At 68.0% G+C, this 18,423-nt stretch carries 22 protein-coding genes; 9 read left to right on the forward strand and 13 right to left on the reverse strand.

What is annotated here, in order from left to right:
• The first annotated feature begins 33 nt into the window (after positions 1 to 33).
• Both LVJ59_RS01365 and LVJ59_RS01370 read left to right on the forward strand, forming a co-directional pair.
• Positions 34 to 612: a pyridoxal 5'-phosphate synthase gene (locus LVJ59_RS01365; RefSeq protein ID WP_232761749.1), complete on the forward strand. Its 579-nt coding sequence runs from the start codon at positions 34 to 36 to the stop codon at positions 610 to 612.
• Complete coding sequence (locus tag LVJ59_RS01370; RefSeq protein ID WP_232761750.1) at positions 609 to 1,043, forward strand: cupin domain-containing protein; 435 nt, start codon at positions 609 to 611, stop codon at positions 1,041 to 1,043. Before LVJ59_RS01365 ends, LVJ59_RS01370 begins: the two co-directional genes overlap by 4 nt.
• 15 nt (positions 1,044 to 1,058) lie before the next feature.
• Here the strand turns inward: LVJ59_RS01370 and LVJ59_RS01375 are convergent, their stop codons facing one another.
• Genes LVJ59_RS01375 through LVJ59_RS01390 form a run of 4 tightly spaced genes read right to left on the reverse strand, consistent with a single transcriptional unit; the run spans position 1,059 to position 3,104 of the window.
• Positions 1,059 to 1,871: an SURF1 family protein gene (locus tag LVJ59_RS01375; protein WP_232761751.1), complete on the reverse strand. Its 813-nt coding sequence runs from the start codon at positions 1,869 to 1,871 to the stop codon at positions 1,059 to 1,061.
• Positions 1,868 to 2,062 (reverse strand): hypothetical protein, encoded by a 195-nt coding sequence (locus LVJ59_RS01380; protein WP_047520029.1) that lies wholly within the window; start codon positions 2,060 to 2,062, stop codon positions 1,868 to 1,870. Before LVJ59_RS01380 ends, LVJ59_RS01375 begins: the two co-directional genes overlap by 4 nt.
• On the reverse strand, positions 2,059 to 2,406 hold the full coding sequence (locus LVJ59_RS01385) for a DUF3099 domain-containing protein (RefSeq protein ID WP_047520031.1): 348 nt from the start codon (positions 2,404 to 2,406) through the stop codon (positions 2,059 to 2,061). Before LVJ59_RS01385 ends, LVJ59_RS01380 begins: the two co-directional genes overlap by 4 nt.
• Before the next feature lie 50 nt (positions 2,407 to 2,456).
• The gene (locus tag LVJ59_RS01390; RefSeq protein WP_232761752.1) at positions 2,457 to 3,104 is read right to left on the reverse strand and encodes a DUF4190 domain-containing protein; all 648 of its coding nucleotides are present in this window, start codon (positions 3,102 to 3,104) and stop codon (positions 2,457 to 2,459) included.
• A gap of 139 nt (positions 3,105 to 3,243) precedes the next feature.
• Here LVJ59_RS01390 and LVJ59_RS01395 point away from each other — a divergent pair, with 139 nt between their 5' ends.
• Positions 3,244 to 3,954 carry a beta-ketoacyl-ACP reductase gene (locus LVJ59_RS01395; RefSeq protein WP_047520033.1) on the forward strand — a complete coding sequence of 237 codons (711 nt, stop codon included), beginning with the start codon at positions 3,244 to 3,246 and terminating at the stop codon, positions 3,952 to 3,954.
• A gap of 15 nt (positions 3,955 to 3,969) precedes the next feature.
• Here the strand turns inward: LVJ59_RS01395 and LVJ59_RS01400 are convergent, their stop codons facing one another.
• The 3 genes from LVJ59_RS01400 to LVJ59_RS01410 are packed head-to-tail and all read right to left on the reverse strand — an operon-like array spanning position 3,970 to position 6,636.
• Positions 3,970 to 4,665, reverse strand: coding sequence for an alpha/beta fold hydrolase (locus LVJ59_RS01400; protein ID WP_232761753.1), 696 nt, complete (start codon positions 4,663 to 4,665; stop codon positions 3,970 to 3,972).
• Positions 4,666 to 4,709: 44 nt separating this feature from the next.
• Complete coding sequence (serB, locus tag LVJ59_RS01405) at positions 4,710 to 5,345, reverse strand: phosphoserine phosphatase SerB (RefSeq protein WP_232761754.1); 636 nt, start codon at positions 5,343 to 5,345, stop codon at positions 4,710 to 4,712.
• A gap of 49 nt (positions 5,346 to 5,394) precedes the next feature.
• The gene (locus LVJ59_RS01410) at positions 5,395 to 6,636 is read right to left on the reverse strand and encodes a glucose-1-phosphate adenylyltransferase (RefSeq protein WP_131491161.1); all 1,242 of its coding nucleotides are present in this window, start codon (positions 6,634 to 6,636) and stop codon (positions 5,395 to 5,397) included.
• Positions 6,637 to 6,682: 46 nt separating this feature from the next.
• Here LVJ59_RS01410 and glgA point away from each other — a divergent pair, with 46 nt between their 5' ends.
• From glgA to LVJ59_RS01425, 3 genes are all read left to right on the forward strand, one after another.
• Positions 6,683 to 7,867, forward strand: coding sequence for a glycogen synthase (gene glgA, locus LVJ59_RS01415; RefSeq protein WP_131491160.1), 1,185 nt, complete (start codon positions 6,683 to 6,685; stop codon positions 7,865 to 7,867).
• Positions 7,868 to 7,884: 17 nt separating this feature from the next.
• Positions 7,885 to 8,670, forward strand: a complete 786-nt coding sequence (locus LVJ59_RS01420; RefSeq protein ID WP_047520043.1) for an ABC transporter ATP-binding protein — start codon at positions 7,885 to 7,887, stop codon at positions 8,668 to 8,670.
• 91 nt (positions 8,671 to 8,761) lie between these two features.
• Positions 8,762 to 9,019: a type B 50S ribosomal protein L31 gene (locus LVJ59_RS01425; protein WP_047520045.1), complete on the forward strand. Its 258-nt coding sequence runs from the start codon at positions 8,762 to 8,764 to the stop codon at positions 9,017 to 9,019.
• A gap of 80 nt (positions 9,020 to 9,099) precedes the next feature.
• Here the strand turns inward: LVJ59_RS01425 and LVJ59_RS01430 are convergent, their stop codons facing one another.
• From LVJ59_RS01430 to LVJ59_RS01440, 3 genes are read right to left on the reverse strand one after another with little or no spacing between them, the layout of a single operon-like run.
• Positions 9,100 to 9,381: a hypothetical protein gene (locus LVJ59_RS01430; protein ID WP_232761755.1), complete on the reverse strand. Its 282-nt coding sequence runs from the start codon at positions 9,379 to 9,381 to the stop codon at positions 9,100 to 9,102.
• Positions 9,382 to 9,440: 59 nt separating this feature from the next.
• The gene (locus LVJ59_RS01435) at positions 9,441 to 10,688 is read right to left on the reverse strand and encodes an alpha/beta fold hydrolase (RefSeq protein ID WP_269816569.1); all 1,248 of its coding nucleotides are present in this window, start codon (positions 10,686 to 10,688) and stop codon (positions 9,441 to 9,443) included.
• Between the two features lie 2 nt (positions 10,689 to 10,690).
• On the reverse strand, positions 10,691 to 12,694 hold the full coding sequence (locus LVJ59_RS01440; RefSeq protein WP_232761757.1) for a DUF262 domain-containing protein: 2,004 nt from the start codon (positions 12,692 to 12,694) through the stop codon (positions 10,691 to 10,693).
• 176 nt (positions 12,695 to 12,870) lie between these two features.
• Between LVJ59_RS01440 and LVJ59_RS01445 the strand changes: the two genes are divergently transcribed.
• Together LVJ59_RS01445 and LVJ59_RS01450 are read left to right on the forward strand one after the other, a co-directional pair.
• Complete coding sequence (locus LVJ59_RS01445; protein ID WP_047520053.1) at positions 12,871 to 13,644, forward strand: hypothetical protein; 774 nt, start codon at positions 12,871 to 12,873, stop codon at positions 13,642 to 13,644.
• A gap of 183 nt (positions 13,645 to 13,827) precedes the next feature.
• Positions 13,828 to 14,331 carry a DUF3145 domain-containing protein gene (locus LVJ59_RS01450; RefSeq protein WP_028501717.1) on the forward strand — a complete coding sequence of 168 codons (504 nt, stop codon included), beginning with the start codon at positions 13,828 to 13,830 and terminating at the stop codon, positions 14,329 to 14,331.
• Between the two features lie 139 nt (positions 14,332 to 14,470).
• On the opposite strand, the gene LVJ59_RS01455 is transcribed toward LVJ59_RS01450, so the two are convergent.
• A complete protein-coding gene (locus LVJ59_RS01455) occupies positions 14,471 to 15,874 on the reverse strand; it encodes a PLP-dependent aminotransferase family protein (protein ID WP_232761758.1) in 1,404 nt (467 codons plus the stop codon).
• A 94-nt stretch (positions 15,875 to 15,968) separates the two neighbouring features.
• Between LVJ59_RS01455 and LVJ59_RS01460 the strand changes: the two genes are divergently transcribed.
• Positions 15,969 to 16,634 (forward strand): hypothetical protein, encoded by a 666-nt coding sequence (locus LVJ59_RS01460; protein ID WP_232761759.1) that lies wholly within the window; start codon positions 15,969 to 15,971, stop codon positions 16,632 to 16,634.
• A 197-nt stretch (positions 16,635 to 16,831) separates the two neighbouring features.
• Here the strand turns inward: LVJ59_RS01460 and LVJ59_RS01465 are convergent, their stop codons facing one another.
• Positions 16,832 to 18,070, reverse strand: coding sequence for a beta-ketoacyl synthase (locus tag LVJ59_RS01465; protein WP_134353808.1), 1,239 nt, complete (start codon positions 18,068 to 18,070; stop codon positions 16,832 to 16,834).
• Between the two features lie 97 nt (positions 18,071 to 18,167).
• Positions 18,168 to 18,416, reverse strand: coding sequence for an acyl carrier protein (locus LVJ59_RS01470; protein WP_017202249.1), 249 nt, complete (start codon positions 18,414 to 18,416; stop codon positions 18,168 to 18,170).
• Positions 18,417 to 18,423 lie beyond the last annotated feature (7 nt).

The following is an 18,423-nucleotide window of genomic DNA, read 5'->3' on the forward strand; positions in this document are numbered from 1 at the left end:
ATCCACACGGCGGCTCATGGCATAGTCGGGAGCATGCAGACTGAGCCGCGATCCCGTCCTTCCGAGATGAGTGCGTGGTTGCGCGTGCAGCCCTCGCTCACGGGAGCAGTGCCTCCGGGTGAAGCCGTCGAACGTCCCGATGACCCGGTACCGCTCTTCCGGGAGTGGATCACGACGGCGGCCGCGACGGGAGTGCCGGAGCCGCACGCGATGACCCTGGCGACGCTCGACCTCGACGGCATACCCGACGCCCGGACGCTGATCCTCAAAGACGTGGATGAGCGCGGATGGGCCTTCGCGGGTTCCCGCTCCTCGCGCAAGGCCGCCCAGCTCGACGCGCACCCGGTGGCCGCGCTGAACTTCTGGTGGCAGCCCGTCCTGCGTGCGGTGCGTGTCCGCGGACGGATTCAAGAGGCATCCGTCGAGGAGAGCGCAGCGGACCTCGCGGCGCGTTCGGCCGAGGCCCGTGCCGGTGTGGCGCCCGGGGAGTGGGTCCTCTGGCGGCTCCTCGCGACCCATGTCGAGTTCTGGCAGGGTGCGCCTGACCGGCGCCACACACGGATCGTCTATGAGCGTACCGACGCCGGTTGGAGCATCGAGGAGCAGGCATGAGTGACTATCAGGTGGTCGAGATCGGGGCGCTCGACGAGTGGCGTGCCCACCACGGAGGTTTCGACGCCGCCCGGGCGCGCGACGGGCGCAGGGTCGTGGATCACGAGCTGACCATGCAGTACATCGGGATGACGGCGAACGCGCTCGAGCCGGGTGAGGAGGCCGGGTACTGGCACGTGCACAGGAAGATCGAAGAGGTGTACGTGTTCCTCGGTGGGCGCGGTCAGATGGGTCTCGACGACGACATCGTCGAGGTCGGACCCGGAACCGTGATCCGCGTCGGTCAGGGCGTCGCCCGCACCTGGCGAGCACGACCGGACAGCCCGGGGGAGCTGCGCTGGCTCTGTCTCCGCGCCGGCGGCGAGGAATTGCCGCACTTTCCGGATGACAGCGCGCGTCTGCCGGAGCGGCCGATGCCCTGGGTGGACTGAACGCCCGCCCCGGCGTCACCGCACGTCGAGCAGCTCATCCTCGACATCGGCGTCGTGATCACGGCGACGCGGACTCTTCACGGGCGCAGGAACACCTTCGACCTCTTCCCGGTGTTTCACGATCTCCGTGCGGATGATGTACCCGATGAAGATGAATCCCATGAGGGCGAACAGGATCCACTGGATCGCGTACGACAGGTGCGGGCCGGGGTCATCGGTGGGGGAGTCGAAGCCTCCCAGAGACCCGGATCCTGCGGGCTCTTCGCTGATCACCCGACCATAGGCCCCCGTGATCACCTCGCCGTCGACCTGCTCGGCGATCGAGGGCAGGTTGATCGTGGGCACCTGCCCCTCGGGCGCCCCACGTCCCGAGGCGGGAAGTTGCTCGCCCGGGCGCAGACGTACGGTCACCTCGACCTCTCCGTCCGGTGGTGACGGCACCGAGTCCGGCTCAGCGCCCTCGCCCGGAGGCACCCAGCCGCGGTCCACGATGAAGATGCGCCCATCGGCGTCACGGAACGGGACCAAGACCTCGAAGGCGCTCGTCCCGCCGTGCGGACGGTTGCGCACCAGCAGCTCCTGATCGGCCAGATACTCACCTTGCAGCGTGACGGGCCGCCACTCGTCGTCGGGATCGAGCGCACCGTCCTCGCCGATCACCGCGGACAGCGGGACGGGAGCCGCGTCGTAGTTCTGCTCGACGAGCTCGATCTGCGCGGCGCGCGTCTCGTTCCTCTCGAACTGCCAGTTCGAGAGGAAGACGCAAGCGATCGCGAAGCCGATCGCGATGAGCACGTACACGGTCCAGCGGGTCAGGCGCCGGCTCATGCGGGAACCCCATCACGGACGGTCACCGGGAAGTCGCGCGCCGCCAGGTAGTCGCGGAGGAAATCGACATGTGCATCGCACGCCAACCAGATCTTCTCGCGATCGGCGGCATGGATACGGGGATTGCGCCACACCACCTGACGGGTCGCCGCGCTCCGGCAACCGGCACGCGAGCACTCGAAGTCGTTCATGGTTCTTTGGGGCCTTCGTGGATCGTGAAGATCTGCGGAGCCGACGGTTCGGAGTCGAGCGGCGTGGGCCGCGGGGCATCGATCTCCCGCAGGGGGGATTCCGCGGTGGTCTCGGTGCTGTCGCTCCCGGCGTTCGCGAACACCACGGCGATGTAGGGCAGGACAGCGGCGGAGATGCCGAAGACCCAGGTGTACCACCCGTACGGCTGGACCAGCACCATGAGCCCGAAGCACACGATGCGGATCGTCATCGTCAAGGCATAGCGGCGCACACGATGGTCTGCCTCATCCCGCGGAGACTGCGGCAGTGAGGTGACGGCCGGGACTTGACGCGCGTTCTTCACGATGCATCCAGCCTACGCCGATGCAGACCCCTCGGATGCCCTTCGGGGACTCAGCCGGCGAAGATGAACGGCAGGCTGAAAGCCCCGAGGAACAGGAAGCTGATGATCGTGCTGACCAGGATGAACACGCCCACGCCCACCACCGCATAGCCGAGGATCAGTCCGGCGATCGCCATTCCCCGGCCACCGATTCCCGGATTGCGCTTGGTCTGTCCGAGCGCCATGTGACCGGTGATGACCGCCGCGACGGATGCCAGGAGCGGGATGACCGCCCAGAAGAGCACGATCCCGGCAAGGCCGCAGACCAACGAGGTGACGGCCAGGGGGCTGGTGGGGCGCGAAGTGACGACGGGGTACACGGGCGCCGAAGGAGGGCCGTAACCGGGCTGGACGGGTGCCGCTCCCCATCCGGGTTGCGACGGAGCGACGCCGTATCCCGGCTGCGGGGGCGGGGCATACCCCGGCTGGGGCGGCGGGGCGTAGCCGGGCTGGGGCGGCGGGCCGTACCCAGGCACGGGGGACGCGGCAGGGGCAGTTCCGGGGAACGGTGCCGCAGGGTGCGTGTACGACGGTGCGGGGCCGGGACCGCTCTGCGGGGGCGGCGCGATCGGCGGCGCGGACGGTGCGGGCGGAGCGGGCGGTGGCGGCGGGCTGACCGGCGTCTCGTCTCCGGAAGAGGGGGTGCGGTTGTCGCTCACGAGGAAGCCTTTCGTCGATTTCAGATTCCCAGCATGCAGAGTGTCTGTCAACGCGGTGCCGCGGCCGGCGTCGGCAACATCGGTAGGATCGATGACGGCCCGGAACCCCGCGCCACCGGCCCAGATCAGGAGTGTCCCCATGAGCGCTGAGCGCGTCGTCCTCGTCACCGGCGGCAATCGCGGCATCGGCCGCGCGATCGCAGAGCGCTTCGTGCGCGAGGGATACCGGGTCGCCGTCACTGCGCGCAGCGGCGAGGGCCCTGAAGGCACCCTCACGGTCCGTGCGGACGTCACCGACGCCGCAGCGATCGACGCCGCCTTCACCGAGGTGGAGCAACAGCTCGGTCCGATCGAGATCGTCGTCGCGAACGCGGGGATCACGAAGGACACGTTGTTGCTGCGCATGAGCGAGGACGACTTCGACAGCGTCGTGGCCACCAACCTGGGCGGGACGTTCCGCGTGGTCAAGCGCGCCTCGAAGGGGATGCTTCGGGCTCGTTTCGGCCGGATCATCCTGATCTCCAGCGTCGTGGGTCTGTACGGCTCCGCGGGGCAGGTCAACTACTCCGCGTCCAAGAGCGCACTGGTCGGCTTCGCGCGCTCGATCACGCGCGAGCTCGGTGCTCGCGGCATCACGGCGAACGTCGTCGCTCCCGGGTTCATCGAGACCGACATGACCGCGGAGCTCCCGGAGGAGACGCAGAAGCAGTACAAGGCGAACATCCCGGCTGCCCGTTTCGCCACGCCGGACGAGGTCGCCGGTGTGGTGACGTGGCTCGCCGGCGACGATGCCGGCTATATCTCCGGTGCGGTCATCCCCGTCGACGGCGGTCTCGGGATGGGGCACTGACGCATTCCGAGAGCATCACCGCGCGATCGCGGCGTTGAGGAGCGCGCCCAGCCGCTCCGGCACGGAGAACTGCGGCCAGTGGCCGGATCCGATGCGGACGACTTCGGCTGACTCGATCGCGTGGAACTCGTCGGCGAACGGGCCCCACTGCTCGATCACCTTCTCGAACGCGGACTGATCGATGTCGCCCATCAGCAGGCTCACCGGCACACGGTAGCGCGCCGGATCGCGGAGCGCGATGCCGTCCGTCGGCACCCGTGCAGGGACGCTGTGCGTGAGCGGTGCAGTCCGTGCGCGCGTGGCCTCATCGAGGTCGTTGACGTCTTCGTCGGGGAAGTGATCCCATCCCGGGAACGGCACGACCCCGTCGACGACGTCGAACTCGCTGATCCCGTGTCCGTCCGCGGGCGGCGCCGTGTCGACGAAGATCACGCGGCGCACCCGGTCGGGGCGAGCGTCTGCGACACCCCAGGCGACATTGCCGCCGCCGCTGTGCCCGACGACCACGACGTCGCCGTCGACGGCATCGACGGCGGAGGCGGCGGCAGCGATCCACTCTGCGATGCCGATCTCGGAGGAGACGGATGCGTCTTCGCCGAGTCCGGGCATGCTGAGCGGGTGCACCCGATGACCTGCCTCCTCCAGCGCCGGGATCACGTCGTCCCAGCTGGATGCGTCGAGCCAGAGTCCGGGAATGAGGATGATGTCCATGAGCCGACGCTAGTGGCGGGTCCGGACAATCGCCAGGAGTTCTCCTACGGAAGCAGCGCGATGACCTCGGAAAGGTCCTGCGGGCCGATCACGAGGCTCGCCGCCTCACGGACCGCGGGCTTCGCGTTGAAGGCCAGACCGAGCCCGGCGACGGCCATCATCGCCAGGTCGTTGGCACCGTCACCGATCGCGATCGTGGCGTGTGGCGCGACCCCGAGCTCGGCCGCCCACTCCTGGAGGGAGCGCGCCTTCGCCGCCCCGTCGACGATGTCTCCGTCGACGTGACCGGACAGCGAGCCGTCGACCACCTCGAGCCGGTTCGCCCGCCAGCGGTCCACGCCCAGGTCGGGCGCCACCACGTCGAGGATCTCGTGGAAGCCTCCGGAGACGACGCCGACGACACCGCCGCGGGTGCGGACGGCGGCGGTGAGTTCGCGCACGCCCGGGGTGGGTTCGATCCGCGCGCGCACACGCTCGAATGCCGACACCGGAACGCCCTTCAGCGCGGCGACCCGGGAACGCAGGCTCGTCGCGAAGTCGACCTCACCGCGCATCGCCGCCTCCGTGGCAGCCTGCACCTCGTCGCGCCGTCCGGCCTCGTCGGCGAGCAGTTCGATCACCTCATTGCGGATGAGGGTGGAATCGGCATCGAGGACGACGAGGAAGCGTGCAGCAGTCACTCGTCGAGCCTATCCATCACCCGGTGGGTCGACGCGCCGCGTGACGTCTTCAGCGTTCGATGAAGACGCCCTTGCCGACCACCGTGATGCCTGATTCCGTCACCGTGAAGCCACGAGCGAGGTCGCGCTCCCGATCCACGCCCACCGTCGCGCCGTCGGCCAGCACCACGTTCTTGTCGAGGATCGCACGATGCACGCGCGCTCCTTGACCCACCTGGACGTGGTCGAACACGACCGAGTCGGTGATGGTCGACCCGCCACCGGCGAGCGTCCACGGTCCGACGACGCTGCGTTCGAGATGGGTGCCCGAGAGCACGGAACCGAGCGACACGATCGAGTCGATCGCGTTGCCGATCCGCCCGACGGAGTCGCGCACGAACTTCGCCGGAGGCGAATTGACCGCCTGCGAGTGGATGGGCCACTCCATGTTGTAGAGGTTGAACACGGGCAGCGTCGAGATCAGGTCGCGGTGCGCGTCGAAGAAGGAGTCGATGGTTCCGACATCGCGCCAGTACGAGCGGTCACGCGGGGAGGACCCGGGAACCTCGTTCTGCTTCATGTCGTAGTACCCGGCCTCGCCCCGGTCGACGAAGTAGGGGACGATGTCGCCGCCCATGTCGTGGCCCGAGGTGGGTGACTCACCGTCGGCCTCGACGGCCGCGATGAGGGCATCGGCATCGAAGATGTAGTTGCCCATCGAGGCGAGCACCTCGTGCGGCGAGTCCTCGAGACCGGCGATGTCGGTCGGCTTCTCGAGGAACTGCTTGATCCTTCCCGACTCCGCGTCCGCATCGATCACGCCGAACTGCGAGGCGAGGGCGAGCGGCTGGCGGATACCCGCGACAGTCGCCTTCGCCCCGGACGCGACATGAGCCTCGAGCATCTGCCGGAAGTCCATCCTGTACACGTGGTCGGCGCCGATGACCACGACGATGTCGGGCTTCTCGTCGTTGATCAGGTTCATGCTCTGCAGGATCGCGTCGGCGGAGCCGGAGAACCAGCGCTTGCCGAGGCGCTGCTGCGCGGGGACCGAGGTGACGTAGGAGTCGAGGAGGGCCGACATGCGCCAGGTCTGAGAGATGTGGCGATCGAGGCTGTGGGACTTGTACTGCGTCAGCACGACGATCTGTCGCAGACCGGAATTGATGAGGTTCGAGATCGCGAAATCGATGAGTCTGTACTGTCCGCCGAACGGCACCGCCGGTTTCGCGCGATCCGCGGTGAGAGGCATGAGTCGCTTGCCCTCGCCGCCGGCGAGGATGATCCCGAAAACCTTCTTTGGAGCGGACATGGCTCCACCATAGATGCGTTCACGGCTGCTGTACTAGCGTTCAGACATGCGAGTCGAAATGATCACGAAGGAGTACCCGCCCGCGGTCTACGGCGGTGCCGGCGTGCACGTCGCGGAACTGGTCGCTGCGCTCCGCGAGCACGTCGATGTGCGGGTGCGTGCGTTCGGCGAGCCGCGCGAAGAAGCGGGTACGTTCGCCTATCGCACGCCTGTCGAGCTCGCTGATGCCAACGCTGCGCTGCAGACGCTGGGGACGGACCTCGAGATCGTGTCAGCGATCACCGACGCCGACCTGGTGCACAGCCATACCTGGTACGCGAACTTCGCCGGTCATCTCGCCTCTCAGCTGCACGGCATCCCGCACGTGCTCACCGCCCACAGCCTCGAGCCCCTGCGCCCGTGGAAGGCCGAACAGCTCGGAGGGGGCTACGCCATCTCCAGCGGCGTCGAACGCCTCGCCTACGAGAACGCCGCCGCCGTGATCGCCGTGAGCGCCGGCATGCGGGAGGACATCCTGCGCAGCTACCCCCAGGTGGATCCCGCGAAAGTGCGCGTGATCCACAACGGCATCGATGTCGAACGCTGGCGGCCGGTGCAGGACGAGGCGTTCCTGCGATCGATCGGGATGGATCCCTCGCGACCGTCCGTCGTCTTCGTCGGGCGCATCACTCGGCAGAAGGGGTTGCCGTATCTGCTCCGGGCCGCGCAGCTGCTCCCGCCTGAGGTCCAGCTCGTGCTGTGCGCCGGGGCCCCGGACACTCCGGAGATCATGGCGGAGGTGCAGGAGGGGGTGCGGATGCTCCAACAGAGTCGCGACGGAGTGATCTGGATCGAGCGGATGCTGCCGCGTGATGAACTCTCCGCGATTCTCACCGCCGCCACGACGTTCGTGTGCCCCTCGGTGTACGAGCCTCTGGGCATCGTGAATCTCGAAGCGATGGCCTGTGGAGCTGCCGTCGTCGGCACCGCGACCGGGGGTATCCCCGAGGTGGTCGCGGATGGGCGCACGGGCCGGCTCGTGCCGATCGATCAGGTGCAGGACGGTACCGGCACGCCGGTCGACCCGGACCGCTTCGTCGCCGATCTCGCCGCCGTGCTCACCGAAGTGGCCATGGATCCGGAGCGGGCGCGGGCCTACGGCGAGGCCGGGAGGGAGCGTGCGCGCAGCGACTTCAGCTGGGCATCGATCGCGGAGACGACGCGCGCGCTCTACGCGGAGCTGACGCCCTGAGCCGATAGGCTGGGACCATGCCGAGTGCTCTGGAATTCACCGACGTCGTCGTGCGCCGTGAGGGGCGCAACATCATCGATCACGTGACCTGGGAGGTCGACGACGATCAGCGATGGGTGATCCTCGGCCCGAACGGCGCGGGCAAGACGACGCTGCTGCAGCTCGCCGACACGCTCATGCACCCGACGTCGGGAACCGTGACCGTGCTCGGAGAGACTCTGGGACGCACCGACGTGTTCGAGGTGCGTCCGCGCATCGGATTCGCGTCGTCGGCGATGGCCAAGCGTGTCCCTCGTGACGAGACGGTCCTCAACACCGTGCTCACCGCTGCGTACTCGGTGCTCGGCCGCTGGAACGAGAACTACGAGGACATCGACGAGCGTCGGGCCCTCCGCGTTCTCGGCGACTGGCGTCTCGACCACCTGGCCGACCGCACCTTCGGCACTCTCAGCGACGGAGAACAGAAGCGTGTGCAGATCGCGCGTGCGGTGATGACCGACCCGGAGCTGCTGCTGCTCGACGAGCCGACGGCATCCCTCGACCTCGGTTCGCGGGAGGAGCTTCTGGCGCTGCTCAGCGGATACGCGTCGTCCCCGACCACCCCGGCGATGCTCATGGTCACGCACCATGTGGAGGAGATCCCCGTGGGCTTCACGCACGTGATGCTGATCCGTGAGGGTTCCGTCGTCGCGGCGGGCCCCATCGGCGAGACGCTCACGGCCGAGACCCTGACCGAGGCGTTCGGCATGCCCATCGTGCTCAGCAGCGAAGACGGCCGCTACGCCGCCCGCGCAGCTGCGTGATCAGCGTCTGATAGAATCGACCCTTGGTGCTCTCTGCACCGCAGACTTCCCTCGTCCCTGGCACAATCCAGGGCAGCAACTAAGGAATCCCATGAAGACTGACATTCACCCCGACTACCAGGCAGTCGTGTTCCGCGACCTCGGCTCGGGCGAGACGTTCCTCACCCGTTCGACCGTCACCAGCGACAAGACCATCGAGCTGGACGGCGTGGAGTACCCGGTGATCGACGTCGAGATCTCCTCGGCATCGCACCCGTTCTACACGGGCAAGCAGCGCATCATGGACTCGGCCGGTCGCGTCGAGAAGTTCAACCAGCGCTTCAAGGGCTTCGGCGGCTCGTCCAAGTAACGACTGCCACGACGAAGGCCCCATGCTCCTCGGAGCGTGGGGCCTTCTTCGTGCTCGGAGGTGTGCGTCGGATCCGGTCGTCAGATGTCGAGCCGGATCCGGCCGTCCTCGATCGTGTCCGGAGGATCGCCCGGGGATGGGGCCGGGGCGGTCCGCTGCGTCTGACGGTCGCGCTCGATACCCGCCTCATGCGCAGACGGCGACCAGACGGCATCGAACGCGCCGCCGAGGCCCCCTCCGCCGGATTCGTACTTCTTCTCGATCGGTATCCGCGAGAAGCCGAAGGCGATGGCGACGATGACGGCGGAAAGCAGGAGCAGCAGCACGCCGACCGTGACGAGCACGCCCACACCCTCTTCCATGCCCTCCAGGGTAGACGGCAGCGGGAACGAGGGCATCCGCCCCGAGAGGGAGGAGTCGCTCAGCGGAGACGGCGTCCGTGGGCCAGGTCGATCAGGCGCGACAGTACCGGCCCGGAGCGGAGTCCGTTGTGCTCGTGTTCGCTCGTCACCCACAGCGTGACGTCGGGAAGCAGGCGTGCGGTCTCGAGGGAGAACTCCATCGGGACGTAGACGTCGTTGACGTAGACCGCGGCGGCGCCCGTCGCTCCCGATGAGGCGATCGCGTCTGCATCGTAGATGCTCGGCCACTCGTGCTCCGCGAGCGCGAGGGTGACATCGCGCCACGGCTGGAAAGCGGGCACCGTCTCGGTCCACTCGCGACGGATGTGCTCGCCCGTGAACAGCGTCGGGTCGTCGCGGAAGTCGGAGGGCTCGGTGCGTTCAGCCGACCACCGCGTGGCGTGTCCGTCGGCGTAGCTCGACTCGTGGAAGGCGAAGTAGAGCGGGTTGCGGCCGTCGAAGGGCATCGCGTGCATCAGGTCGTACCGGAAGGCGTTGGAGGACGGGTCGCGTTCCAGAATCGACCACACCGTCTGCCAGCCGTCGTCGGTGCCGAGAGCGGATCCCAGCGACCGCAGCCGCGAGCGTGAGACGACTTCTCCGTCGGGCAGGACGATGTCTCCGGCATCCGCACGTTCGACGAGGCGCCGCATCACGTCGCGATGCTCGGGGAAGCGGCGGTAGTAGCGCTCCGAGGCGTCGCGCATCTTGTCGTAGCAGAGCGCATACACGTCGTCCGGGTGGCGCCCGACGGCGCTGAGGCCACCGGTGATGAACACGTCGTCGAGCGAAGAGGCGTCGGTGGAGAGATACGCGAGGGTGGTGAAGCCGCCGAACGACTGTCCGAGCACGCTCCAGGTGGTGGCACCCAGGTGCTCGCGCACGGCCTCGCAGTCGCGCACGATCGCATCCGCGCGCAGGTGGGTGAGGTGCTCGGCCACGGCGTCCGTACCGCGCTCCAGGTCGTGATCTCCGACCGGAGTCGAGCGCCCGGTACCCCGCTGGTCGAGGAGCACCACCCGATAGTGCGCGAGTGCGCCGTCGAGCCACGCGGGCGCGGTCGAGGAGTGGAACGGACGCGGCGCCTCGTGGCCCGGACCGCCCTGGAGGAAGACCAGATACGGGAGCGACTCCCCGCCGGCGCGGGAGACCACACGGGCGAACACCTCGATCGTGCGGGGGTCGGAGGCGTCGTCCCAGACCAGGGGGACGGTGAGGGTGTGGTCCTCGATGGTGAGGTCGAGCAGCTGGCGGACGGTGGTGCTCATGGTCACATCACGTTCCCGATGTAGGAGTACTTGACGAAGACCTCTGAGGCGATGCCCGACTCCTCGAGCACGCCCTGCACAGCGGTCATCATGTAATTGGAATCCCAGCCCATGTAGAGGAAGTGGCCCTCGTCGAGCTGGTCCCACTGCCCCTTCCACGCCATGTCCTGGTAGATCGGTCCGCCGTGTGCCGCGCAATAAGCCACGGCTGCCTCCCTCGTGTCGGTCCAGGCGCGACGGAAGACCCGGTTGAACAGGTACTTGACGTCGGGGACCTCCCAGCGCTCACCGCGGTACTCGACATAGTCGAACTCGCGCTCCCATCCGGTGGGCCATCCGCGACGCCGCACGGCATCCAGGATCGGTGTGAGTCCGTCGTCGTCGATCTCCGGGAGGGCGGGGCGCGCCCAGATGCGGATCAGCTCGGCGGTGAGGGCGACGGTGCGCTGGGTGATGGCCGCCGTGCCCCAGGAGGGGATCTCAGCGAGGTCGCGCGTCGCAGGCACGGAGCTTCGGGCGTAGGCCTCGACGCGCTTGATCGGGAAGGAAGCACCGAACACCCGTTCCGCCAACGGTTGCTCGAGAAGAGTCAGATTGCCGAGGGTCGGCGCGAGCGCCCGGTGGCTGTTCTGCTCATCCTCGGTGTATTCGCTCCACGGGCGCTCACCGTCGCCGGACCAGGCGTCTCCCGGAACGGTCGGCACGATGTGCTCGATGTCGTACGCGTCGAGGTCGTCGACGCCTTCCACACGCCCCAGGACATAGGCGGGGTGGGGGAGTTCGCTGTACTTCAGAACTGCGCTCACTCGCTCGTCCGACGGAGTGATGCGGGCGAACGCGCGTGCGAGCGCGTCACGGCCGTCGCGGCGCGCGCGGCAGAGGCGCGCGATGAGACGTTCGGACGGCAGGTTGACCAGTGCCCGACGGAGATACAGCGCCTGAAGCCACTCCAGGGTCTCGATGAGTTCGGCGCGGTCGATGCGACCGCGGAGGTGGTCGCTGTAGGCGCTCATCACCAACGGGGCGGAGGCGCGGCCGAAGGTCGTGACCTGACGCAGCTGCCGGGCGATCTCCGGATCCGGCTCGCGCGTCGGGTCGAGCAGGATGCCGTAGATCTCTGCATGATGTCGCCACTCCTCGGCGTCGGCCTGGAGATGCGCGACGTCGACGCGGGGGAAGGACTGGCGGAAGGCGCTGTACACGCCGTGCTCACCGTTCGCTGCGACCTCACGCCCCGTCACGAGGACGAGGTAGTGCCGCCAGAACGCGCCGATCGACTCTCCCGTGTGGTGCTCGATCGGCACCCAGAAGCGGGCTTCGACGTCGACCTGTTCCGCGTGGCTGAGGCCCATCAGGATGTAGTTGTGGATGAGCTCGTGATCGCGCAGAGGCTCGCCGGTCGAGTTCAGGCTCTCGAAGATCTGCTGCGCGTTCGCTCGGGCGCCGAGAGTGATCGACACGTGCTCGAGCCGCTGCAGCCCGCGCCAGATCAGGGGGACCTCATCCACGTGGATCTGGCTGCGGAAGAACGCGTAGTTGTCGTCGAAGCGCGACTCGCGATCCGCGTCGTCGCGGCGGTCGAGCACGACGGATTCGTAGAGCTCGGCCCAGGCGTCGTGGGGGCGCAGCTTCGTGCGTCCTAGGTCATCGGAGCGGACCAGGACGCGTTCGAGCGACGACGCCAGCACGGGGTCGGTGTCGCGGATGGCATGGTGCAGGGCCGCGACGAGAAGCATGAGTGTCGTGATGCGCTGCTGTCCGTCGATGAGGATGAGGTCGGACTCCCTCGATGCACCGTCCTGCGCGGACAGGATCGACCCGAGGAAGTGGCGGTGTGCGTCGTCTTCGCGCGCGACAGCACGGATGTCGGAGAGGAGCCGTTCGCAGCCGCCGATGTCCCACCGGTACTGGCGCTGGTACACCGGCACCACGATCGTGGACGTGTCCGCCGCGAGCCATTCGATCGTGTTGACTGCTGTCGCCTCGACGTTGGTCGCGGTGCTCATACTGGTGTCTCGTCCTCCCGTAGCGACGGGTGCCGAGACTTCGCCGGGCACCCCGATCAGTCTATTCGGTTATGCACGGCCGACCTCCGAAGGGGGCGCAGGCTTCGCTGTTAGGCTTGCCTTATCAGGGCCTGTTAAAACGTGCTGGCCCCCGATGAAAGGAACATGACTCGATCATGGGTTACATCAAGTCCGCTGCCCTCGAGGACAAGGGATTCGTCGTCCTCGACAGCTACAACCAGGAGCTCGACCCCAAGGAGTGGCTCGACATCGAGTACAACGACTGGAAGTCGTCGGGCGACACCCGCTTCGCTCCGCTCGCGAGCGCTTTCGGTGACATCGAGTGCAACGGTTTCTGGAACCACAAGCCGCCGCGCACCGACAAGGACGGCGTCTGGATCGACTCGCAGACTGAGAAGGCCCCGAACCTGACGCGTCGTGCGCAGGAGCCGGGCGCCAACGTCGGACGCTGCCGCGTCATCGAGCTGCAGCCGACCCCGTACGGCGACTGCCTCTACAACCTCCACCAGGACGACAACAACCGTCTGAACCCCGACGGCACCGGCTGGGTCGTGCGCGGGTTCTTCAACCTGACCGATGACAAGGACAGCTACTTCGTCCTGCGCGAGAACCGCACGGACCCGAGCATCGAGTACCGCATCGCGCTCCCGGCCGGCGCGCAGCTCATCGTCGACACGCAGCGCCTGTGGCACGCGGCGACGCACAACGGCACCGAGCCGCGCTACTGCCTCATCACGTCGTGGACCTCGGGCCCCGAGCTCGACGCCTACATCGAGAAGTACCACGGCACCGACGACGTGCCCAACTACGAGGTCGACCAGGAGACGCTCGAGTTCGGGTACGCCGAGCAGGCCCGCAAGGACGCCGCTCGCGCGGCCTACTATGCAGCGAAGGGCCAGCAGGTGAAGCAGGCCATGAGCGAGGCCTGATCTCGTCAGACTCCGGACCGACCGCGGTCCGAAGGCCCCGGTCCCGGTGACCGGGGCCTTCGTCATGAATGCCATGCTTGTGATTTCGGGCGAACTCGGCGAGAATGGGCGCACAACCGCATATTCTCGCCACTTCGTGGTTCAGGTCGTTGGGGAAGACGCACCTGATGAAACGGAGAGATCATGGCGACGGCTTACGCACGCGGAGTGGTGTTCATCCACTCTGCGCCTCGCGCGCTCTGCCCGCACCTCGAATGGGCGGTGGGTCGCGCTATCGGGCGTGCAGTGAACTTCGATTGGACCGAGCAGCCCGTGCTGAACGGCGCGCGACGCGCCGAGTTCTACTGGGACGGTCCGGTCGGCACCGGTGCTGCCCTCGCCACCTCGATCCGCGGCTGGGAGCACCTCCGCTTCGAGGTCACCGAGGACCCGACACCGCGCAGCGACGGCGGCCGCTGGTTGCACACCCCCGACCTCGGCATCCACTACGCACAGACCGATGCGGCCGGGAACATCGTCATCGGTGAAGACCGGATCCGCTACGCGATGGAGATCGCCGCGGGCAGCGCGGTGGAACTGCAGCGCGAACTCGACATCGCCCTCGGGTCCGCGTGGGACGAGGAGCTCGAGCCCTTCAGGCACGCCAGCGACGACGCCAGGGTCGTCTGGCTCCACAAGGTCGGGTAGTCCCGACCCCAGAGACCGGGAGCGGGGAGGCGTGAGTATCGGATGCCGGTGAATCATCCCGGACGCTGAGAAGACGTATCCCCACCCCGCACGATGAGGACCCCGCCCCGGAGACGAGGCGGGGTCCTCGTCGTCCGGATCAGATCACGGCGGCGTGCTCGAGTTCGCCGGCACGGGATGCGGTGCCCTTGCGCACGTCTTCCCAGGCCAGGGCCAACCGTGTCATCGCCTCCGCGGTGCGGTCGGGCGGGAGGGTGATGGGCAGACGCAACCGTCGTTCCAGGACGCCACCGGTGGTGAAACGTGGGCCCGGCGGCAGGATGAGCTGCCGTTCACGCGCGGCCAGTGACAACGCGGTGGAGAGCGGGCCGCCGATGTCGACCCAGGCCGAGAGCCCACCCGGTGTGCGAGGCATGTGCCAGCCGGGGATCCCGGCGACGCCGGCTTCGACGGCAGCGCGTCCTGTGCGCAGACGTCGGCCCACGTGCGAGGTGAGGGCGGGCATCTCCGTGAGCAGCTCGATCGCGATGCACTGCTCCAGCAGCGCGGTACCGAGTTCGAAGGAAGGCCGTACCGCGAGCAGCCGCGCGACGACGGAGCGTTCGGCACGGATCCATCCGATCCGCATTCCTCCCCAGGCGATCTTGGACATCGATCCGACGGTGATGACGTTGGGCCCGCTCGCGGCCATCGGCGTGGGCGACCACCCTCGGTCGATGTCCAACTCCGTGGTCGTCTCGTCGACGATCAGATGCGTGCCCACGTTGCGCGAGGTCGTCACGATCCGCTGGCGGTCCTCGTCCGGCAGGGTGGCCCCGGTCGGGTTGTGGAAGTCGGGGATCAGATAGGCGACGTGAGGACGCGCGCTGAGCAGCGTCTCGTTGAGGTGCCGTGTATCCCACCCCTCCACGTCGACCGGCGTGGGGACCAATCGGTACCCGTGGCGGTGTAGAGCCTCGAGCGCGTGGGGGAAGGTCGGTTGCTCGACGAGCGCTCTCTCGCCCCGTCGGCCGATCGCCGTGAGGATCAGGTTGACCGCGTTGAGCGCCCCGGAGGTGATGATGATCTCCTCCGCGGATGTCGGAGCTCCGCGCTCACGGAACCGCTGCGCGACCGCGTCTCGGAGTTCCGGCAGTCCTTGCAGCGAGTACCCGCTCGTGCCGCGCAGTGCGGCCAGCCGCGGGAGCGACCGCACGGTGGCGTCGTACAGTCCGGGGGTGGAGTCCATGGAGGCGATGGAGAGGTCGATGGCCGTGTCGTCGGCGTCGAGGCCGGGGGCTGCGTGATCGTGGGGGAGGGCGACGCGCGTGCTGCCCCCGTGCAGCCGGGTGACGTAGCCGTCATCCTCCAGCAGGCCGTAGGCGCGGGTGATGGTCGAGCGAGACCGCCGCAGCTCCCGCGCGAGGGCGCGTTCGCTGGGCAGGCGTTCGCCGACGGTCAACCGGCCGTCGAGGACCAAGGCGCGGATGCGATCGGCCAGCACGCTCGCGGCGGCACCGGCCACGTTGTGCGCCCCGAGCTGTTCGACGAGTCGTGATCCCATGAGTCCAGCATGGCGCAAACTGGACTCGCATCGGCAGGCCACTTGTCGCCAGTGGCCTCGGCATCGCGCTGTATGCGGGAGCCAGAGTGGAATCATGTTCCTCCGTGCCGTGCTGCTCCCCATCCAGGCGTCCTCCCGCAGGGACCTCGTCGAGCGTCTCATGCAGCTCGTGCTCGGCCTGTTCCTCTACGGCGTCGCGCTCGGGTTCATGGTGCGCGGCGGCATCGGGGTGGCGCCGTGGGACGTCCTGGCGCTCGGACTTGCCGGCCAGACGGGTGTCGGTTACGGCGCCATGACCGTGATCGTCTCGGTCGTCGTCCTGTTGCTGTGGATCCCGCTACGTCAGCGTGTGGGCCTCGGAACCGTGTTGAACGCGCTCCTGGTCGGGCCGAGCGCTGATCTCGCGCTGCTCCTGATCCCGCAGCCTCCGTCCGTCTGGATCGGGGCTCCGATGTTCGTCTTCGGGCTGGTGCTGTTGGCCTTCGCGACCGGCCTCTACATCGCCGCGGACTTCGGTCCCGGTCCGCGTGATGGGCTGATGACCGGTCTGGTTCGGCACACCGGATGGGCCGTCTGGGTGGTGCGCACCCTGATCGAGGGCAGCGTCCTGGTGATCGGCTTCATCCTCGGAGGCCCCGTCGGCGTCGGTACGGTGCTTTTCGCGTTCGGGGTCGGCCCGTTGATCGGGGTCTTCCTCCCGTATCTCACCCGATGGCGTGAGGCTCGTTCGCGGCGACTCGGAACACTGCGCCCAGCCTGAGCGGCACATCCGCATCCGTCCCGGGTCTTCCGCATCCGTCCGGCGGCTTCCGGACCGAAATGCGCTCGACACGTGCATGATCCGCGCGCGCCTGCATGACCGATCGCCAGGAGGAGGCCAGACATCCGTCGGATTCTCATGCATATGTGAAGAGAGGCCCTCCGGAATCCCGGAAGGCCTCTCGCAGCACGGTGGTGTCAGTCGGCGCTGGCGACCACGAGGACCGCGTTGTGTCCGCCGAAGCCGAACGAGTTGCTGATGGCGATCTGCGGACCCTCGCCGAGCGCCGTGGGTGCGCCCGAGAGGCGGAACGGCACGGCGGGGTCCGGCTCGGTCATGTTGATCGTCGGGGGTGCGACACGGTCGCGGAGGGCGAGGATCGAGAAGATGGCCTCCAGTGCGCCGGTGCCGCCAAGCAGGTGTCCCGTGGAGGCCTTCGTGGCGGAGACGGGGATCTCATCGATCCGGTCTCCGAAGACCTTCTTGAGCGCGACGTACTCGTTGGGGTCGCCGACCGGAGTGGACGTCGCGTGCGCGTTGATGTGCGTGACCTGATCAGCGGTGATGCCGGCCTCTTCGAGCGCCTGCGTGACGGCACGGGCCGCGCCGTTGCCCTCGGGGTCGTTGCCGGTGATGTGGTACGCGTCGGCGGTGACTCCGCCACCCAGAACGTAGCCGTAGATCTTGGCGCCGCGAGCCTTGGCGTGCTCTTCGGTCTCGAGGATCAGCGCGGCGGCGCCCTCGCCCATGACGAAGCCGTCACGGTCGATCGCGCCGGGGCGGGAAGCGTGGGCCGGGTCGTCGTTCCGACGCGACAGCGCCTGCGCCGAAGCGAAGGAAGCCATCGTGATCGGGTGGATCGCGGACTCGGTACCGCCGGCGATCACGACGTCGGCGAGACCGTCCTGCAGATGGTGGTACGCGTGGATGATCGATTCGGTGCTCGAGGCGCACGCGCTGACGACGGTCTGCGCGTAGGCGCGGGCCTCGAACTGCAGGGAGAGGTTGCCGGCGGCCGCATTGGGCATGAGCATCGGGACCGTGAGCGGCATGACCCGACGGGGGCCCTTCTCGCGCAGCGTGTCCCAGGCGTCGAGGAGAGTCCAGAGTCCGCCGATGCCGGTGGCGAAGTCGATACCGAGGCGCTCGGGGGCGACCTCGGGGGTGCCCGCATCCGCCCACGCCTCACGTGCTGCGATCAGGGCGAACTGCGAGGACGGGTCGAGGCGCTTGGCCTCATGGCGGGGGAGAACCTCTTCCGGGCGGACGATCGCCTCGGCGGCGAAGGTGACGGGCAGCTCGTACTGCTGGACCCAGTCGTGTTCGAGCGTGCGGGTGCCGGACATGCCGGCCAGCAGGTTCGTCCAGTTCTCCGGGGCCGTTCCGCCGATGGCGGAGGTGGCGCCGATGCCGGTGACGACGATGCGCTTGGTCATGGGGTGTGGTTCCTTGTCGAAACGAAGTCGAACGGGTGAGAGGGCAAGGCGGAGGATGCCACTCCCCGCGAGCTGCGGGGGTGGCATCCTGCCGGGATTACTCCTGGCCCGCGACGATGAAGTTGACGGCGTCGCCGACGGTCTTGAGGTTCTTGACCTCGTCGTCGGGGATCGTGACACCGAACTTCTCTTCGGCGTTGACGACGATCGTCATCATCGAGATGGAGTCGATGTCGAGGTCGTCGGTGAACGACTTCTCCAGGGCGACCTCGGAGGCGTTGATGCCGGTCTCGTCGGTGATGAGCTCTGCGAGGCCCGCGAGGACCTCATCGTTGGTGAAAGCCATGTGGTCT

It is taken from the genome of Microbacterium sp. KKR3/1 (genome assembly GCF_021272365.1).
In the GTDB taxonomy this organism is placed as follows: Bacteria; Actinomycetota; Actinomycetes; order Actinomycetales; family Microbacteriaceae; genus Microbacterium; species Microbacterium aurugineum.

What these genes read in the sequence shown, in the direction of transcription:
- LVJ59_RS01365 (WP_232761749.1), top strand. Translation starts at nt 34, where the DNA reads ATGCAGACTGAGCCGCGATCCCGTCCTTCCGAGATGAGTGCGTGGTTG.
- LVJ59_RS01370 (WP_232761750.1), top strand. Translation starts at nt 609, where the DNA reads ATGAGTGACTATCAGGTGGTCGAGATCGGGGCGCTCGACGAGTGGCGT.
- LVJ59_RS01375 (WP_232761751.1), bottom strand. Translation starts at nt 1,871, where the DNA reads ATGAGCCGGCGCCTGACCCGCTGGACCGTGTACGTGCTCATCGCGATC.
- LVJ59_RS01380 (WP_047520029.1), bottom strand. Translation starts at nt 2,062, where the DNA reads ATGAACGACTTCGAGTGCTCGCGTGCCGGTTGCCGGAGCGCGGCGACC.
- LVJ59_RS01395 (WP_047520033.1), top strand. Translation starts at nt 3,244, where the DNA reads ATGAGCGCTGAGCGCGTCGTCCTCGTCACCGGCGGCAATCGCGGCATC.
- LVJ59_RS01400 (WP_232761753.1), bottom strand. Translation starts at nt 4,665, where the DNA reads ATGGACATCATCCTCATTCCCGGACTCTGGCTCGACGCATCCAGCTGG.
- LVJ59_RS01410 (WP_131491161.1), bottom strand. Translation starts at nt 6,636, where the DNA reads ATGTCCGCTCCAAAGAAGGTTTTCGGGATCATCCTCGCCGGCGGCGAG.
- glgA (WP_131491160.1), top strand. Translation starts at nt 6,683, where the DNA reads ATGCGAGTCGAAATGATCACGAAGGAGTACCCGCCCGCGGTCTACGGC.
- LVJ59_RS01420 (WP_047520043.1), top strand. Translation starts at nt 7,885, where the DNA reads ATGCCGAGTGCTCTGGAATTCACCGACGTCGTCGTGCGCCGTGAGGGG.
- LVJ59_RS01425 (WP_047520045.1), top strand. Translation starts at nt 8,762, where the DNA reads ATGAAGACTGACATTCACCCCGACTACCAGGCAGTCGTGTTCCGCGAC.
- LVJ59_RS01430 (WP_232761755.1), bottom strand. Translation starts at nt 9,381, where the DNA reads ATGGAAGAGGGTGTGGGCGTGCTCGTCACGGTCGGCGTGCTGCTGCTC.
- LVJ59_RS01435 (WP_269816569.1), bottom strand. Translation starts at nt 10,688, where the DNA reads ATGAGCACCACCGTCCGCCAGCTGCTCGACCTCACCATCGAGGACCAC.
- LVJ59_RS01440 (WP_232761757.1), bottom strand. Translation starts at nt 12,694, where the DNA reads ATGAGCACCGCGACCAACGTCGAGGCGACAGCAGTCAACACGATCGAA.
- LVJ59_RS01445 (WP_047520053.1), top strand. Translation starts at nt 12,871, where the DNA reads ATGGGTTACATCAAGTCCGCTGCCCTCGAGGACAAGGGATTCGTCGTC.
- LVJ59_RS01450 (WP_028501717.1), top strand. Translation starts at nt 13,828, where the DNA reads ATGGCGACGGCTTACGCACGCGGAGTGGTGTTCATCCACTCTGCGCCT.
- LVJ59_RS01455 (WP_232761758.1), bottom strand. Translation starts at nt 15,874, where the DNA reads ATGGGATCACGACTCGTCGAACAGCTCGGGGCGCACAACGTGGCCGGT.
- LVJ59_RS01460 (WP_232761759.1), top strand. Translation starts at nt 15,969, where the DNA reads ATGTTCCTCCGTGCCGTGCTGCTCCCCATCCAGGCGTCCTCCCGCAGG.
- LVJ59_RS01465 (WP_134353808.1), bottom strand. Translation starts at nt 18,070, where the DNA reads ATGACCAAGCGCATCGTCGTCACCGGCATCGGCGCCACCTCCGCCATC.
- LVJ59_RS01470 (WP_017202249.1), bottom strand. Translation starts at nt 18,416, where the DNA reads ATGGCTTTCACCAACGATGAGGTCCTCGCGGGCCTCGCAGAGCTCATC.